13 protein-coding genes are annotated in these 17,331 nt (G+C 37.7%); 4 read left to right on the top strand and 9 right to left on the bottom strand.

Features of this window, described 5'->3' with window-relative positions; genetic code table 11:
- Positions 1-225: 225 nt before the first annotated feature.
- The 7 genes from BXY75_RS12565 to BXY75_RS12535 form a co-directional block, all read right to left on the bottom strand.
- On the bottom strand, positions 226-4,734 hold the full coding sequence (locus BXY75_RS12565) for a discoidin domain-containing protein (protein ID WP_121908113.1): 4,509 nt from the start codon (positions 4,732-4,734) through the stop codon (positions 226-228).
- Between the two features lie 319 nt (positions 4,735-5,053).
- The gene (gene nqrF, locus BXY75_RS12560) at positions 5,054-6,361 is read right to left on the bottom strand and encodes an NADH:ubiquinone reductase (Na(+)-transporting) subunit F (RefSeq protein ID WP_121908112.1); all 1,308 of its coding nucleotides are present in this window, start codon (positions 6,359-6,361) and stop codon (positions 5,054-5,056) included.
- A 1-nt stretch (position 6,362) separates the two neighbouring features.
- Positions 6,363-7,106, bottom strand: a complete 744-nt coding sequence (gene nqrE, locus BXY75_RS12555) for an NADH:ubiquinone reductase (Na(+)-transporting) subunit E (RefSeq protein WP_121908111.1) — start codon at positions 7,104-7,106, stop codon at positions 6,363-6,365.
- A 71-nt stretch (positions 7,107-7,177) separates the two neighbouring features.
- Complete coding sequence (locus BXY75_RS12550) at positions 7,178-7,825, bottom strand: NADH:ubiquinone reductase (Na(+)-transporting) subunit D (RefSeq protein WP_121908110.1); 648 nt, start codon at positions 7,823-7,825, stop codon at positions 7,178-7,180.
- Positions 7,826-7,828: 3 nt separating this feature from the next.
- Positions 7,829-8,578 (bottom strand): Na(+)-translocating NADH-quinone reductase subunit C, encoded by a 750-nt coding sequence (locus BXY75_RS12545; protein WP_121908109.1) that lies wholly within the window; start codon positions 8,576-8,578, stop codon positions 7,829-7,831.
- A gap of 2 nt (positions 8,579-8,580) precedes the next feature.
- Entirely contained in the window at positions 8,581-9,789 is a 1,209-nt protein-coding gene (locus BXY75_RS12540) for an NADH:ubiquinone reductase (Na(+)-transporting) subunit B (protein ID WP_121908108.1), read from the bottom strand.
- A 4-nt stretch (positions 9,790-9,793) separates the two neighbouring features.
- Positions 9,794-11,146, bottom strand: coding sequence for a Na(+)-translocating NADH-quinone reductase subunit A (locus BXY75_RS12535; RefSeq protein ID WP_121908107.1), 1,353 nt, complete (start codon positions 11,144-11,146; stop codon positions 9,794-9,796).
- Positions 11,147-11,335: 189 nt separating this feature from the next.
- On the opposite strand from BXY75_RS12535, the gene BXY75_RS12530 reads away from it, so the two are divergent.
- The 4 genes from BXY75_RS12530 to apaG are packed head-to-tail and all read left to right on the top strand — an operon-like array spanning position 11,336 to position 15,588.
- The gene (locus BXY75_RS12530) at positions 11,336-12,589 is read left to right on the top strand and encodes a type IX secretion system plug protein (protein ID WP_121908106.1); all 1,254 of its coding nucleotides are present in this window, start codon (positions 11,336-11,338) and stop codon (positions 12,587-12,589) included.
- Between the two features lie 54 nt (positions 12,590-12,643).
- Positions 12,644-14,032, top strand: a complete 1,389-nt coding sequence (locus tag BXY75_RS12525) for a pyridoxal phosphate-dependent decarboxylase family protein (RefSeq protein WP_121908105.1) — start codon at positions 12,644-12,646, stop codon at positions 14,030-14,032.
- 27 nt (positions 14,033-14,059) lie between these two features.
- The gene (locus tag BXY75_RS12520) at positions 14,060-15,202 is read left to right on the top strand and encodes a DUF3667 domain-containing protein (RefSeq protein WP_121908104.1); all 1,143 of its coding nucleotides are present in this window, start codon (positions 14,060-14,062) and stop codon (positions 15,200-15,202) included.
- On the top strand, positions 15,202-15,588 hold the full coding sequence (gene apaG, locus BXY75_RS12515) for a Co2+/Mg2+ efflux protein ApaG (RefSeq protein WP_121908103.1): 387 nt from the start codon (positions 15,202-15,204) through the stop codon (positions 15,586-15,588). Before BXY75_RS12520 ends, apaG begins: the two co-directional genes overlap by 1 nt.
- Here the strand turns inward: apaG and BXY75_RS12510 are convergent.
- Positions 15,557-16,570 (bottom strand): DUF6695 family protein, encoded by a 1,014-nt coding sequence (locus tag BXY75_RS12510; protein ID WP_121908102.1) that lies wholly within the window; start codon positions 16,568-16,570, stop codon positions 15,557-15,559. The two genes, apaG and BXY75_RS12510, sit on opposite strands and share 32 nt — an antisense overlap.
- On the bottom strand, positions 16,567-17,301 hold the full coding sequence (locus BXY75_RS12505; protein WP_121908101.1) for an NRDE family protein: 735 nt from the start codon (positions 17,299-17,301) through the stop codon (positions 16,567-16,569). The genes BXY75_RS12510 and BXY75_RS12505 overlap by 4 nt, the downstream gene beginning before the upstream one ends.
- Between the last annotated feature and the right edge of the window lie 30 nt (positions 17,302-17,331).

Genomic DNA, 17,331 nt, shown 5'->3' with positions numbered 1-17,331 from the left:
AATGCTTCAGAAGAACCGCGATGATAAAAGGATTAGGGTCGCTTAGGAAGGCTTTACTGCAAGGAATGAAATGTGGCGGTGAGGAGAATGTTTCCGAAGAGACCCCTCCGCCTACGGCACCTCCCCTTAAAATAAGGGGAGGAACTGTTATATAGAGCTTTATAGAACTAAAAAAAAGCCGTTTCAGAAAAACTGAAACGGTTTTTAAATAATATGAATATGTTGTTATTGTTTAATAATTCGCTTTGTAATTAATCCATTTTCCGAAGAAATTTTCACAAAATAAAGGGCACTCTCAAGATTTGAAATGTCTATACGTTGCGTTGTTTCGGAAGTGATTGTTACTCTTTTCACACTTCTTCCTCTTAGATCAAAAATCTCAATACCTGTTAATGCGGCATTTGGAGATACAATATTTATAGTGTTTTGAGTAGGATTCGGGAATATGGAAACAGCATCTAATTCTGAAGCATTTACATCCAATATCAACGACTCGAACTGAAGTGTAAATCGGTTGTCATACGTTCCTGCCTCTGCGACAAATTCATAATTACCTTCACTTAGGTTGGTCACAGTGTTTTCGAGGTGATCGATCAAATAAACCGTAGCTTCTTCGATTAAACTTCCTTCCATATCTGAAATTGAGATAACATACGGCAATCCGCCATCTTCGTCAACTAAAGTAGAGAAGCCCATTGGGATAGTGATTGCATCATCAAATATTTCACGTCCTTGGATACCTAGTTGTTCGCTTCCATCAGGTAAATGAGAATATAACGAAACCACTGTTCCTAATTTCTGAGTGTCGAATCCGGGATCAAGGTTTTCCGAAGCACTTTGAAGGAATCCTATTCCGGCTGTGCTTCCCATATGGTACTCTCCTTCCCGAACAGTTAACCAAAGTAAGTCTTTTGGTACCGATCTTCTCAAAGTTGTATTTCCGGTAGTTAAGCGCATTGCGTTATTGAAAGTTACATTCCCTCCTGCATTGGCTTTAATTCCAAAACCTTGCCCTGTTGAAATAACTCCATTAGGCGTGGTGGAAGTTCCCGGATCGTTTGAAGCAGGGATTCCCATAGTACCATTATAGGTCGAAATGTCTTCCATGTTGAAATTTTCATTTAATGGTCCCGGAATTCCACTAACTGGAGTTGTTAAGTGTTCCCAGAAATAAACTTCATCAATCATCGCGTTATTAGCAATCAACATAGTTGCATCAATAGCTGAAGCATAAGGATTGGATATCACATTCGGACTGTCTTCCTTGTCATCACCGAAGAAGGCTGAATATGTAATTATTCCATTGTTTAAGGTACCTTGATTATACTCATAGTTATACGTTCCTCCTGCGGTGTATGATGGACGTACTAAATACCCTTCTCCAGGTGTTAGTTGTCCAACAAAATTAGACCAGTCATTACTTTCTTGATCGTGGAAATTAACACCAACAACTGCTGGTGTACCTACATATGGAGTAAAGTTCGCCGTTGTATGATTTAAGACTTGATAAGCACTAAACATTGTATTATTAGCAGCAGTCATTGGGCTTCCCATAATCATAAAGTCACGTGCATTCAACGCTGGAGTAGTTAATTTTACATTAATAGTTCCATTATTAATTACAACTGCGTCATCAGCTACCTGCACAACACTTCCTTGATGTGACACAATAATTGAACCTCCTGTTTCTACTTTTATATTTCTTTCGACCGACAAGTATTCTCCGGCACCTACTGTTACTACAGCGCCATTTTCTACTATTAATCCACAAGCTGTAATATTTCCAGTGCTGGTATTGTAACTATCTTTAAAGATAGCTTCGGTAGAACTATTAGGAGCACCATTACTCCAACCACCTGCCGTAGTGTATGTGGTAGATCCACTGATACAACCAGCTTCACACTCAACAATATTTAATTCGGCAGCGGAAGCCCAATTATTACCATTAACCTCACTCAAAGCTCTTAATCGAACATATCTTCCTTCTTTTGGAGTAAAAGTTACTAATTCTTCGGCAGAAGAATTAGGCCACGTACCTGTTGCAACCGCAGTTCCATAGTTACCGGTGTTATTAGTTATATATATTTCATAATTCGCAATTCGACCATTCGAACCTGACTGTCTCGGTAAATAGCGAAAAGCTTTAATGACTTTTGCACTACCTAAATCCAGAACAATTTCATGAGGATACACAGCTGCTGGAGCACTGTATTTCGTATGCCAGAATGTACTAGAGTCATTATCTAAAACACTAGCTGCCGATTCATTTCCAGAAGTTGTTTGTTGGCTACTTACAGAATGAATAGAAATTGTATTTTGAACAATTGTTGATTCACTTAAACACACCGGGTTTAATTCTTCAATTTTAAAATCAAGTATTCCTGATCCCCAAGAAGCAAATCGCATGGTCTTAGTTGATGCTATATATTGTACATCTGTGGTATTAAAAAACCCAGCACCTTCAGATAATGAATACCATTTTTCTTCAGCCACATTAAAAACAAAAGCACCTATATCTGTACCCGCAAATACAAATTTCCCATCAGGGGTAACTTCCATTCCACCTGTCTGGGTATCATCACCTGTTGGATAATCTCCAGTAACATCTATCCATGTAGTTCCTCCATCTTTCGATAAAATTGAACCTACATTATTACCGAGAGTAGGGCCACAAAATATAACCCAATTATCATTACCTGGAAGCACTACTCCACTTCCAATGTCTCCTTTTGTCCAACCTCCATTTGTTTTATTAAAAGGAGTGTTTATTGCTGTACCAAAAGTATTTCCTCTATCATTAGAGATATAAACATCTCCATCTTGGAGCATATATAATTTATTAGCATTCACACTACCTTGTGCTAATGCTGCTACTTGATTAATTCCTTTGGTTATCGTAAGACCTGTCAATGTTGTGCCATTCCACTTTGCACGGTGTAAATTTTTCCGAAGTACCCAAAGGGCTTGATCAGGGTTATGACGATCGATATATGTTTGTGCCCAGTACATTTCAGTAGCTCCCGTAAAGTCAACCGTTTGACTAGAGCTAAACTGTCCGTGTATAGCTCCAATTGATTGAAAAGCACCTCCATTACCATACACTGAAACGGGAGACCAAACTTTAGAACCGTTATAATCCCACTTCCAAGCAGAAACACCATCATAGCTATCTATTGTTTGCCCGTCTCCACCAATTGATTGATAAAAATCTAAAACATCACCACTTGTTCCTGGTATAATGCTTTGAGATCCTTGATCTTGAGTTGCAAAATTTATATGATCTGGATTATTACTACCCGTAAAAATTGTTTTTCGATACACTAAAGGAGTAATTGTACTCAATAAATTAATGTTGATGAAATGTGCATTTGCATAATCTGTATTATTATAACCTGCTCCTGGAGCTGGAAAATCGGTCCATTCTTTATAAGAAACATACATTCCCCCATCAGAACAACGAACAGACAATATATTACCACTACTATTATAGAAAAAGTGAGAAGATTGAAAATCTGGATGGTAATTAAATCGAATGCGATTATGATAATCTGCAACCGATAAGTTAGTACCGTTTTGATAATTACCCCAACCCGTATGATCTGTTTGTACATTATCTAATCCGTCTGTTGAAATAACAGGAATTGCATATCCTCCTAGAGATATCTCAGTATTTGTAGGGTGTACAGCCATAAAGAAACCTGCATCCATTGGTCCGCTTGTATCTCCATACCAATTTCCATTAGGGGTTTTTGTTGTCCAATTATTTCCTTCATCTGTAGAAACGTAGTATTTTTTATTTTCGGTCACATATAGTTTACTATCATCACCGCCTATACTAAATGCTGAGTTTGTGTGCGATGACGTATATGTACCTCTTAAATCAAAATTCGTTTTAGCAGCGTTCAGTTTATAAAAACTTCCGCTTCGCGCTAAATAAACCTCTTGAGCATTGCCTTGTACAGCATATCTAGGCGTATATAAAAACGAACTCTGTGATGATGGGAAGGTTTGGAGCGTTGAAAAACTAGCACCAAAATCAGTAGAAACATAAACAGTGGTCCCTTCGGTAACGTATATTCTATTGGAATCTTGCCTATTAATTACAGCACTCGTGGTAGCAGCAGGAAGCCCTGTGGCTAATACCCATGTTGCACCTTCATCATCAGAGTAATACACGGGTCCACTCTCTATTTGTGCTACTAAGCGTACTTGACCAGTTATTTGAAATGCGAACAGATTCTGATATCTGTTAGGCCAGTTTGGAGTTATTATTTGAAAATCATCTCCCCCGGTTCCAGTTGTAGGGTTATAAACAGTTCCTTTATGTATGTAAGATGACGAATTATATTCTCCTACATAATGATTCCAGGTAACTCCATATATGATATCTGTACCATCTAACATTTCGGCAAACTTAAATGCACCAGGCATATTTTTAGGAGCTCTGTTTACCCATTCGCCGGTTAAAGCTCCATTGGCATATGACGTAATAGCCTGCGCCTTATTGTGGTTAAAGGGTCTCGCAAATTGAGCTGTTTTTAATAGTTTTCTTTGGTGATTAGCAGCTTCTTCAGGAGTCCAAAGAGCATTTTTTTCAGGGTGACCCGAACGTTCTCTTTTTCCTTTTGTTTCAGGTCGTTTAGCGACTTCATCATAAGAAGATGCTTTTTCATTACAAGAGATAGGTATAGCAAATAGTATCGCTAAAAAAAGAATTATAGGGGCATTTTTCATTTTTACAGTTTTAGAAATAATGGTTTCAAATGTAACACTTTATCGATATTATTTACCATTAAACGTTGTTTTTTATTTTTTATCAGTTGCGCATTTTAATTTAACTGCAGAAATTCTTCATCATACTGATAATCAACAAATTGAATTAACCCCAATACATTAACAATGTTAAAGTGCACAACGGGTTTATTTACTAAAAGCTAATATTTTACAATTTTTTAATAGCTCATAATAGATGAAAAACATTTTAACAGGAATAGAAAAAGCCGAATACAGTCTGTATTCGGCTTTTAGTAAATTTATTTGATAAGAGTCTTAGTTAGCCTCCAAAATCATCAAATCTGATGTTCTCGTCCGGGATTCCGAAATCTTCTCCCATTTTCTGAACCGCTTGATTCATTAATGGAGGACCACAGAAATACAACTCGATGTCTTCCGGAGACTCGTGAAGATTTAAGTAGTTGTCGATTACCACTTGGTGGATAAACCCGACAAACCCATCTCCAGGAGCATCAATATTTTCTTTTACCTTCCAGTTGTCTTCTTCCATAGGTTCGGACAAGGCTAAGTAAAATTTAAAGTTTGGGAATTCATTTTCTAGCTGTAAAAAGTGATCTAAGTAGAATAATTCACGCTTAGAACGACCTCCATACCAATAGGTCACTTTTCTACCAGTCTTCAAGGTTTTGAAGAGATGATACAAGTGTGAACGCATAGGTGCCATTCCTGCTCCACCACCAACATACAACATTTCTGATTCTGAAGGATTGATGAAGAATTCACCATAAGGTCCAGAAATAACAACCTTATCACCTTTTTTCTGATTAAAAATATATGAAGAAGCAATTCCGGGATTTACATCCATCCATCCATTTTTCGCACGGTCAAATGGCGGAGTTGCGATACGAACATTCAACATGATCTCACGCCCTTCTGCAGGATACGAAGCCATTGAATAAGCACGCTCTACAGTTTCGTTATTTTTCATCACTAATGGCCACAAGCTGAATTTATCCCATTCGGCTTGAAATTTATCCGGTGTTTCATGTTCTTCCGGGTGTGCTGTAATGTCCATATCTTTGAAATTGATCTCACATGGAGGAATCTCGATTTGGATATAACCACCTGCCTTATAACCCATATCTTCAGGGATCTCAACAACAAATTCTTTAATGAAAGATGCTACATTGAAATTTCTTACTACCGTCGCATCCCATTTTTTAATTCCGAAGACTTCCTCAGGAATATGAATATTCATATCCTGTTTTACTTTTACTTGACATGACAAACGGGCACCATCTTTCAACTCTTTTCTACTAAAGTGAGGCGTTTCTGTAGGAAGTGCTTCTCCTCCACCCGAAAGTACGTGACATTCACACTGAATACAGGTTCCTCCACCACCACAAGCCGATGGAAGAAATATCTTCTCACTACTTAGGGTTGTGAGCAAAGTACCTCCCGAGGCCACTTCGATCACCTTTTCGTCATTGATAGTAATCTTTACAGGACCGGACGGAGAAAGTTTCTGCTTTGTAAATAATAAAAGTGAAACCAAAAGCAAGGTCAGCACCATAAAGGCGATGACTGTTGCTATAATAACTCCTAATGTGCTTACTGCTAAAAACATATTATTGCTGTGTTATTTCTGAAACTTCAACAGCTTCAACAGAGGCTGTATTTTCGTTAATCATTTCCTTTTCTTCGGAAGCTTTTTCAATCTGTGCTGTTTGCACTTCTGAAACTTCAGCATCGTCACCTCCTGTTAGCATTCCTCCAAAGCTCATAAATCCAATCGCCATCAATCCGGTAATAATAAAAGTTATCCCCAACCCTCTTAAAGGTGGTGGTACATTACTATATCTAATTTTCTCACGAATAGCAGCAATAGCAACAATCGCAAGGAACCATCCGATTCCCGAACTTACACCGTAATTCAAGGCTAGTCCTAAAGTTGCGATATCACGCGACTGCATAAACAAGGAACCTCCTAAAATTGCACAGTTTACGGCAATCAATGGAAGAAAAATACCTAATGAATTATAAAGCGATGGTGAAAATTTCTCCACAATTATCTCTACCAATTGTACCATTGTAGCAATTGTAGCGATAAACAAGATAAACGATAAGAAACTTAGATCGTATTCTGCGTACTCAGGTCCAAGCCATGCCAACGCACCGTCGCGTAAAATATACTGATCCAATAACCAGTTCATAGGAACGGTAACGGCCAATACAAAAATAACCGCAGCTCCCAATCCTACTGCAGTAGTAACCTTCTTTGAAACCGCAAGGTATGAACACATCCCAAGGAAGGTTGCAAATACCATGTTATCTATGAAGATCGATTTGAAAAATAATTCTATGTGCTCCATTTTATAAGATTTTAGACTTTAGACTTTAGATTTGAGATTCTCATATCTCACATCTATTATCTCAGATCTATTTAGTTTTCTTCAATTAATGCTTTATTTCTTGAACGTTGTACCCAGATTATGAGTCCTACAATGATCAATGCCATTGGTGATAATAACATAAATCCGTTATTTTCATAACCAATAGAATACAATCCTGTTTTAGCGATAGGATCTCCCAGTACTTTAAAACCGAGTAATGTTCCAGACCCTAGTAACTCACGAAAGAATCCAACGATGATTAGAATAACACCATAACCAGCGGCATTTCCAATTCCATCAAGGAATGAACGCCAAGGTCCGTTTCCTAAAGCAAATGCTTCAAAACGCCCCATAATGATACAGTTTGTGATAATCAAACCAATAAATACAGATAATTCTTTACTTAGTTCATATGCAAAAGCTTTCAGTACTTGATCAACAATAATTACAAGCGTTGCAACTACAATTAGTTGTACAATAATTCTAATTTTCGATGGGATGATATTCCGCATCAAAGAAATTACCACGTTTCCAACACCCAATACGAACAATACCGAAATGGCCATGACAATAGAAGCTTTTAGCTGTGCTGTAATTGCAAGAGCAGAACAAATTCCCAGTACCTGTATGGTAATTGGGTTGTCATCTGCCAATGGGTCTAAAATTAACTTACTGTCTTTTTTCGAAAGTAATCCCATAATTTATTGTTTTAAAGTTTTTAGATAAGGCAAATACATTCTCATATCCTTCTTGATCATTGCTGTAACTCCGTCTCCGGTTATTGTAGCTCCTGCCAATGCATCCACTTCATTATCGTCTTTGTCTTTATTTAAAGGATCATTATTACCTTTTGCCACAGTAATCCCTTCAAACGCTTCCCCAGACAAAATGTGCTCCCCTGTAAAGTCATCCATAAAGTAACGTTGTTTAATTTCTCCTCCCAATCCTGGAGTTTCACCCTTATGATCGAAAAATACACCTTGAACAACAAAATCTTTATCGATTGCTATAAATCCCCAGATCGCATCCCAAAGTCCTTTTCCTCGAACGGGAATTACATAAAAAGTCTCTCCCTCTTTCTCACCAACAAACAGTGGCAATCTTCTTTTATAAGATGGGTCTTTTGCTTTCTCCTTTTCTTTATTAAGATCAATAAGAAAAGCCTCTTTATCTTCGGAAACATCTGTACCTTGGATTACTAGTTGCTTTTTAACGTACTTATTAAAGTCTGCTTCAACCGTTTTAGTTGGGATAAAATTCACATCGCCATCTCCTTCGTTATCATTTACGCCCATTGCATACAGTATATTCTGCATCTTTTCAAAGCGTTCGTTTTGCTTGATCGTGCTTCTTAAACCTTGCGCAAGTCCGGCGAGGATAGATCCTACTACCAAAACCATTACAATCGCAAAGATGATCGTATAACTATTTTTATCTGTATTCTTTGCCATGATTACGCTGTTTTAACTTTTAAACGCTTCATTCTTTTCTTTATATTGCCTTGAATCACATAATGATCGATCGTAGGTGCAAACACATTCATAAGCAAGATCGCTAACATTACACCTTCCGGATAAGCAGGATTAAAAACACGAATAAGGACAGAAATAAATCCAATTAGAAATCCGTAGATCCATTTCCCTTTATTTGTTTGAGAAGCAGTTACCGGATCGGTTGCCATATAGACAATACCAAAGGCTAAACCACCAATTATAAGATGTTGCCAGAATTCGGTACTCATTAATCCGTAGAATTTACTAGTTTCAGTAATTATACCCGCATCCACTACACTATTAAAGATAAAGCCCATAATAAGTGCTCCAACAACCGCCGACACCATAATTCTCCAGCTTCCAATTTTTGAATAAATCAGGAATAAGGCACCTAATAATATTAGTAGTGTGGAAGTTTCTCCAACAGATCCGGGAATAAACCCGTAGAACATATCCAACCAGTCGTAACCGGCAGGGTTGCTCTGAGCAAGACTTCCTAATATTGTTTCTCCTGAAATCGCGTCGGGTTGTCCAACTCTTTCAACAGCACCGTGAACCCATACTTTATCACCACTCATCCATGTAGGATATGCGAAGAAAAGAAAAGCACGAATGGTCAATGCAGGGTTTAAGATATTCATCCCTGTTCCACCAAACACTTCTTTTCCTATAACCACACCAAAAATAACGGCAATAGTAAGCATCCAAAGAGGAATATCGATAGGTACAATTAAAGGAACTAACATTCCCGTTACTAAGTACCCTTCTTCAACCTCATGACCTTTAATCATTGCAAATATAAATTCTACAGCAAGACCTACTCCATAGGATACAATTACTAGAGGCAATACTTTCCAAAGTCCGATAACCAGGTTATCCCAGTTCCAGAATTCGCTGCTAAAAAAACCACTAGAAACTGCCTGAATATCTCCTAGTGCCAAGTGATATTGATATCCAGCATTAAACATACCGAAGATCAAACACGGTACTAAGGCCATGATAACAGTGTTCATTGTACGCTTTAAATCATCTGCAGCACGAACATGCCCTCCAGAGTGTGTAGTCTCATTTGGCAGATATAAAAAGGTATGGATTGCGTTAAACGCAGGAGCCATCTTTGTCCCTTTATATTTCTCTTTTAGCTTATGTAAATTTTGTTTTAAGCCCATAGCGTTACCCTATTTCTTTATACATTAAATCAAGACCATTTCGAATAATTTCCTGATGTGGTTGCTTAGATACACAGATAAACTCTGTAAGTGCAAAATCTTCAGGAGCTACTTCGTACATTCCCAAAGCCTCCATAGCATCAAGATCCTGAACCATACACGCCTTCAGAATTTGTAATGGATAAATGTCTAAAGGAAAAACTTCTTCGTAATTACCAGTAACTACAAATGCTCTATGTTCTCCGTTAGTATTTGTGTCAAGATCGTATTTTTTCTTCGGAAACATCCAAGAAAAAGTCATTGCTCTTGAAGGAGAAATCTTATTAAAAACCGGCTTGTTCCAACCGAATAGTTCGTAATCGTCTCCTTCAGGAATCACTGTGATAGCATCACTGTAATATCCTAAAAATCCTTTTGGTGATATTTTATTACCGGTTAAAACATTTCCGTTGATAACACGTACGTTTTCTTCGTCTAAACCAGCATCGTACAAGAAAGTAGAAACCTCAGCTCCAATTTTCGTTCTATAATATTTTGGTGTCTTTACAGGCGATCCTGCCAAAGCCACTATTCGTTCTGCATTAAACTTTCCAGTAAGTAATAACTCCCCAATAATTACCAAATCCTGAGGTGAAACCGTCCAAACAGTCTCTCCTTTGTTTACTGGATCGATCTTAGCGATTTGCGTACCTACGTTCCCTGCCGGATGTGGCCCGGAAACACGGTGTAAATTAATCCCTTGTAGATCAGAAAATGGTGATTTAGCCTCACTTCCTACCGAAACATGTACCTGACCAGAAGTTAATTTTCCAAGAGCCGTTAAAGCAGCTTGCAAAAACTTTTCTTTTCCTTTTAAGGTGTAATCATAGTCGGCAGCCAATGGAGCCGTCGCGTAGGCAGATACAAAAATCGCTTTCGGACTTACATCCGGATTTGCAATCACATCGTACGGACGTTGTTTAATAAACGGCCAACAACCTGAAGCAAGCAAATGTTCTTTTAGAGCATTCGCTTCGATGGTTTCCGGATTTACACTTCCGAAGTCCTTAAAGGAGTCTTGTGAATCTGCTTCGATAGTGATTTGAGTAATAACTCGCTTTGCACCTCTTGCAATAGTCGTTAAGGTTCCGCTTACGGGAGAAACAAACTTAATTTCTTCCTTACTTTTAGAATAAAAAATCGTGTCACCTGCCAAAATCTTCGCTCCTTCTTTAACCACCATTTTAGGTGTAATCAAGTGAAAGTTCGATGGATTTACAGCAAATGTTCTTGAACGTGGCGCGTTGGAAAGTGTTTTATCAGCTTCGCCTTTTAATCTAATTGTAAGACCTTTTTTAATCTTAATGTCTTTAGACATAGAATACTTGTGTTAAGTTCTCTTTTGTTCCGCTCCCGATGACATTCGGGTTTGGGAGTGCAAATTTATAAATTTAATGTAGCATCACATAATAAAAATTTATAATTTTCTTAAGAAATGACTATAGGATTTCATAAGGTGATTTTGAGGCACAAAATTTGCTTATCTTTAACCACTAAAATTTGTTCAATGACAAAACAATTTTGCAGCACGCTATTACTTTTAACTTTCCTTCTTCCTGTAATAGCACAGGTTCAGGAAAAGAATGAGCCCTCGTACATTAGCACCGTCGAATTTAAAGGATCATCTGCCCAATCGGAACTACCAATTATTCGGCTAGGTGAAAGGCTCGAACTTTCGTTCGACGATATTCATGGTGACGAAGCAGACTATTACTACAAAATAACACATTATAACTTCGATTGGACTCCAAGCGACCTTTCCAAAGGGGAATACCTTAATGGTTTCGACGAGGTTCGTATTGAAACTTACGAAAACTCGTTTAACACGCTTCAAATATTTTCTCATTATACATTGTCTATCCCAAATAGGGAAACTAGATCGATCAATAAGAGCGGAAATTATCTTTTAAGCATCTATAACGACAGCAATGAACTGATTTTCACCCGTAAATTTATGGTTTATGAAGATTTATTAAATGTTGAAGTTAGTATAAAACGCTCACGGGATATTTCTTATATCCATGAAAAACAAGTGGTACAGTTCGAAATAGACTCTCCTACCTTGCTTCTAATAAACCCCAAACAGAATGTGCATGCATTGGTACTTCAGAATAGTAATATAAAAACTGCGATCACCAATTTAGTACCTCAGTACACAATCGGGTCAAAACTGATCTATCGTTATGATAAAGAAGCTGCTTTTTGGGGAGGAAATGAATTTCTGTTTTTCGACAATAAAGATGTTCGTTCGGCATCCAACGGTGTACGTCGTGTGGAAGTAACCGATATTTACGAAAATTATCTATATACCAATATCTCAAGAAAAGATCGCCCCTATACTTACAACCCTGATATCAATGGTAATTTTGTCGTTCGAAATATCGATGTCCAGAATCCGGATATTGAAGCCGAATATGTGCGCATGCACTTCAACCTCATGTATTATGATGATATTGCTGATAAAGAACTGCACATCTATGGCAATTTTAACAACTGGACAATAGATGGCTCTACTTATATGAAATACGATTCAAAAAGCGATACTTATAAAAGCACTCGCCTTTTTAAACAAGGATTTTATAACTACAAATATGTGTTAGTAAATCGGGACGGCAGCATTGATGAAGGAGCCATAGATGGAAACTTCTGGCAAACAGAAAATGATTATACCGTACTGGTCTATTACCGAGAAATGGGCGCCAGATATGATCGAATTCTAGGCAGAGGCGCTGCAAACTCTACCAACATTACCAATAATTAGATCGTTTTTTTTGTAAGTTCTTTTCTGAAAATACATCCAATAAAAAAAATTACAATGAAAAAAGACCTGGCTCTTTTTAACAAGATCGCAGACCGTTTATTGAAAACTGAAAGTGAGCAACCAGTAGCAACACCTATAGCTCCGGAAGAACTTTTCAACACTCTGGATATTTCTCTAAAAGATACCCCAGCTTCTGAAGCATTTTTTGAAGAGACATTAGAGAAGTTAGTTCTCAACACCCCTCGTACTGCAACAAAGCTTTTTTTTAATCAGTTATTTGGAGGTCGAAATTCCAAGGCTACCCTTGGTGATCTATTGGCAGTGTTACTTAACAATAGCATGTACACTTATAAAGTCGCGGGTCCACAAGTTGGGATTGAAAAAGAAATCTTACATAAGGTATGTGATATAATTGGCTATGCTAAAGATAGTGATGGGACTTTTGCACCGGGCGGTTCTATGAGCAACTTTATGGCTATGGTTATGGCGAGAGATGCGTTTAACGCTTCTATAAAAAACAGCGGCGTATCACAAAAACTAACCTTATACACCTCTTCCGAATCGCATTATTCTATACCTAAAAATGCTGCCTTTATGGGCGTTGGCCGAGATCAGGTACGATATGTTGAAACCAATGAAAAAGGGCAAATGCGGCCTGAAAAGCTGGAAGTGGCCGTTAAAAAAGATATCGCCAATGGTTTTCACCCTTTCTTCGTCAATTCGACCGCAGGAACCACAGTTTTAGGAGCTTTCGATGAAATCCCTCCACTAAGTGTAATTTGCAAAGCATATAATTTATGGCTTCATGTAGATGGCGCATATTGCGGAAGTGTCATTTTCAGTAAAAAGTATAAACACCTACTCAACGGACTCAACCAAACAGATTCCTTTAGTTTTAATGCACATAAGATGCTAGGAACTCCACTCACCTGTTCCATAATTATTACACAGCATAAAAAATATCTAAACGACTCGTTCTCCAATGATGCGGCCTATTTATATCAAACAGATGGTGATGATTACAACCTTGGAAAGACATCGATTCAATGTGGTAGAAGAAATGATGCTTTAAAACTCTGGACATTATGGAAATCTGTAGGTACCAAAGGCCTCGAAAAGATAGTCGATAATCAGTTTCATTTGGCCAATGTAGCAAGAAATTACATCCAGAATAACCCAGAATATTCGCTCTTTAGCTACGAAGAATCCATTTCGATCTGTTTCAATTATAAAAACATTCCGGCACAGACATTATGCACAGAGTTATACGAGAAAGGAAAACTCATGGTTGGATATGGCACTTTCAATAATGTGCAGTTTATTCGCCTCGTCACAATTAACTCCGGGAATACTGAAACCGAAATTCTTAACTTCTTTCAAGTGCTGGAAGAATTTGTGGCAACAAACCCATCACTACACAGACGCGAGATTTTTGAGCAATAAATAGCAAAAACGCCTTATCTTTATTGTATGAAGGACAAAAAAATCGCGTCATACAACAATCGAAAAGCCGTCAAGTATCGAGGTGTGGAATGCCTAAATTGTAGCCAACCTTTAGATCTTAGCGACGTATATTGTCCCTATTGTTCTCAATTAAATAGTACAAAACAACTTTCGTTAAAAGATTTCGTCGGACAGTTTTTGAGCAGTATTTTTACCTACGATTCCCGACTTCGATACACCATTAAAGACTTACTGTTTAAGCCGGGAGTCATGACCCGGAATTACGTAAATGGACAGCGACTCAAATACGCAAATCCCTTCCGATTTTACCTAAGTGTTTCGATTATCTACTTTTTGCTTCAAGGTTTACTAATAAGTCTAGGAAGCCCCGATTCCTTGGTAAATTTTAATACAGATTCCGCACTAACCGCAAACGACACTCTTTCCGAAGCCAATAAGGAAAACATCAAAGTAACACATCAAACAAACTCAATTGACGACATCAAATTTACAGATGACGCGATCGTTCTAAACAATGACACTATCTCAACTTGGGAAAAGAAAACTGCGGCTGATATTAAATTTGTGAGTGAAGAAGAACTTGCCGCAATGCCCTGGGGAGAACGAATTTCAGGGCGTTATTCTCTTTATAAAGACTATTACAATGTATATAAAATCAAAGATGCTAACGTAGCACTCGACAGCCTTCATCATAAAAACACTCCATTCAATCGCTGGATATACAACAAGAATGATTCGGTACAGCGTTTTAAGGATAGTCCCGTTGCCTTTTTCGAATATATGATTCAAAAAATTCCATTCTTTCTGTTCTTTTTTACGCCATTTTTCGCCATTTTCTTCTGGCTTATTTATTCAAAAAGCAAATTTAGTTTTATTGAACATATGATATTTATCTTCCATATTTTCAGCTTTCTATTTCTGGCGATGCTACTAATCCTTATCCCTGATATATTAATTGGCGCCAAAATACTTACTGGCATATTATTCTTGCTTATCGGACCCTTTTATTTTTATAAAGCCCTACGCAATTTTTATAAACAAGGACGCTTGTTAACTATTATTAAATTCGTATTTTTAAATATAGTTTTCGGCATAAGTGCCACATTTGCTATATCAATATTTTTTCTAATCTCAGCTGCCACGTATTAATGGTTCAACAAGTAACGCAAGGTATAAAGGTCTCCGTCAAGACCAGTTTTGAAGGCACATTTTATAAGGACTATAAAATGCAGTATGCCTTCGGATATACCGTTACTATTGAAAATCAAGGAAAAGATGTGGTGCAATTATTATCCAGACATTGGCGAATCAGCGATGCCTTGAACAATGTCGAAGTAATTGAAGGTGATGGTGTAATTGGCAAGAAGCCGGTTATTCTACCGGGAGAAAAACATGAATATAGCAGCGGTTGTTTGCTGCTTTCGCCCTTTGGATCCATGAAAGGACATTATAATATGGTGAATTTCACGAGCACTCGTAAGTTTAGAGTGATGATCCCTTCCTTTAAATTGAGTGAACCTTCAGCAATGAACTAGCTTCCGAGTAGGCTACTATCTTTTCAAATTTTATCTTTTTATTTTTCTGAAGAATATGGCAATACCCACAATGAGAGTCGTGGATAAATTGAAATGGACTTGTAGCATCAAATACTTCTGAAGCTTTATAGATACCGTCAAAATCCATTTCATGATGATCATTGTACCTCTTTATTCTGAAGTGATCTTTCGGCAATTTTTCAGAAACCAATTCAAACCAGGCATTACTTCCTGTTCCAGTCAATTTTTGAGCATTAATAGGCAACTTTGGCAATTCCCGCATTTCTGAAGCAGGACGATTTTTATGAAAATAATTAGTGAGATTCTCTTTAAAAGCGGTACTATTGAACCCGCTTATCACTCCATTTTCAACTACGTAAACCTCATTTTTGGTTGCTGCTTTTTCTACATTTCCTACAGTACTTGGAGTGAAAAGTTTATTAAACTTTAAGGCCATTTGAATTTCCTTTTCCTGAGTTGCGGCCAAAATCGTGTCTGTGACAAATCGAGAACAATTGCTCTCCGTCTGACTGAAAGCTCCATAACGTACACTTCCTTTTTGTTGCAACGTATAAATAAAATCGTTCGCCAAATTATAATCAACCGACTCACAGACTGAAGCGATCAACCTTCCTTCTCCGTGTGTTTTTTGAGGGTTTGCGTCTAGCCACAATAAAAACTCCTTTAGATTTTTCAAACTGTGATTCTCATCAATTAAGGCATTAAAGGGAAGTATAAGTTCAACATCTGTATTAGCCCCTCGCACCCTGCCATGTCCCTTTGGAGTTACATACCTTCCGAAGTCAAAATAACGCGCCTCCCCGCTTTCATTCTCAATGAGTACCAAAGCCGCGTGGCCAGCTTTAATGTAGTGACGGGTTCCCAGCCCTACCAACGGAAGAAATTTACAAATCCATTCGTCACTCACAGTTACGAAAGTGTCTGGATAAGCCAGAACAATTATTTTACCAGTGTTTTTCAAATTGAATTTTCTTTTTTGAACCAGTCCTTTGGAGTTCGTATTTCAGATGTTTCTCCCGACTGAAGATCTTCATATCGTAAGATTGATTCTTTACCCTTTATAAATTGAGTAATACTCTTGGTTTTTACAAAACCGCGATCCATAATAAGATTAGAGTTGATATCACCTTCGCCAGTAGTTTTATGAAAATTTAGTAATTCAGCTTCAGAAGGAGATAAATGTTTAAAAATAAATTCAGAAAACCACCGCTCTCTTTTTTTCTTTATTTCTTCAGAATATAATAGAGAAGACGACCATATTTGAGGTGCAATAGGTTGTTCAGAAAAATGTGCTTTAATCCCGTCCCAAACTAATTCATACAACTGGAGCTCTTTTTCCCAATCGACTAATACTACAGTGAAAGGCTCAATTCCATTATAATTGTATGCAGATACTGCATCCGTAACCACTTCCGAAGTTAAAAGATCTGTAACAATAATTCCTCTACTCATTCTGTATTGATCGGCTCTTTTATGCGCAGTGAAACCTCCATTCATTAAACACACTAACCGTTTTCTACTACTCACTCCAAACCAGGTTCCCCCTGCGACCTCATCTTTAGGAAACAACAGACCGGTTTCCTTTAAATGATAAAACTGGGGCGCAAGTGTTTTTCGACCAGGAGCTTCATCGCGGTTTGATGTTAGAACAAATCCATCTGAATGTTTAGGGATAAATGTAACGGTACACATAGCGGTAGTGGTCTCTATTAAGAATGGAAA

The organism is Ulvibacter antarcticus (assembly GCF_003688405.1).
GTDB lineage: Bacteria > Bacteroidota > Bacteroidia > Flavobacteriales > Flavobacteriaceae > Ulvibacter > Ulvibacter antarcticus.
Note: the sequence above shows the minus strand (reverse complement) of the source record. Positions and strands in the feature narration are given on the sequence as shown.

Bases quoted from the DNA above. Each gene is read 5' to 3' on its own strand.
- BXY75_RS12565 (WP_121908113.1), bottom strand. From the start codon at position 4,734: ATGAAAAATGCCCCTATAATTCTTTTTTTAGCGATACTATTTGCTATA.
- nqrF (WP_121908112.1), bottom strand. From the start codon at position 6,361: ATGTTTTTAGCAGTAAGCACATTAGGAGTTATTATAGCAACAGTCATC.
- nqrE (WP_121908111.1), bottom strand. From the start codon at position 7,106: ATGGAGCACATAGAATTATTTTTCAAATCGATCTTCATAGATAACATG.
- BXY75_RS12550 (WP_121908110.1), bottom strand. From the start codon at position 7,825: ATGGGATTACTTTCGAAAAAAGACAGTAAGTTAATTTTAGACCCATTG.
- BXY75_RS12545 (WP_121908109.1), bottom strand. From the start codon at position 8,578: ATGGCAAAGAATACAGATAAAAATAGTTATACGATCATCTTTGCGATT.
- BXY75_RS12540 (WP_121908108.1), bottom strand. From the start codon at position 9,789: ATGGGCTTAAAACAAAATTTACATAAGCTAAAAGAGAAATATAAAGGG.
- BXY75_RS12535 (WP_121908107.1), bottom strand. From the start codon at position 11,146: ATGTCTAAAGACATTAAGATTAAAAAAGGTCTTACAATTAGATTAAAA.
- BXY75_RS12530 (WP_121908106.1), top strand. From the start codon at position 11,336: ATGACAAAACAATTTTGCAGCACGCTATTACTTTTAACTTTCCTTCTT.
- BXY75_RS12525 (WP_121908105.1), top strand. From the start codon at position 12,644: ATGAAAAAAGACCTGGCTCTTTTTAACAAGATCGCAGACCGTTTATTG.
- BXY75_RS12520 (WP_121908104.1), top strand. From the start codon at position 14,060: ATGAAGGACAAAAAAATCGCGTCATACAACAATCGAAAAGCCGTCAAG.
- apaG (WP_121908103.1), top strand. From the start codon at position 15,202: ATGGTTCAACAAGTAACGCAAGGTATAAAGGTCTCCGTCAAGACCAGT.
- BXY75_RS12505 (WP_121908101.1), bottom strand. From the start codon at position 17,301: ATGTGTACCGTTACATTTATCCCTAAACATTCAGATGGATTTGTTCTA.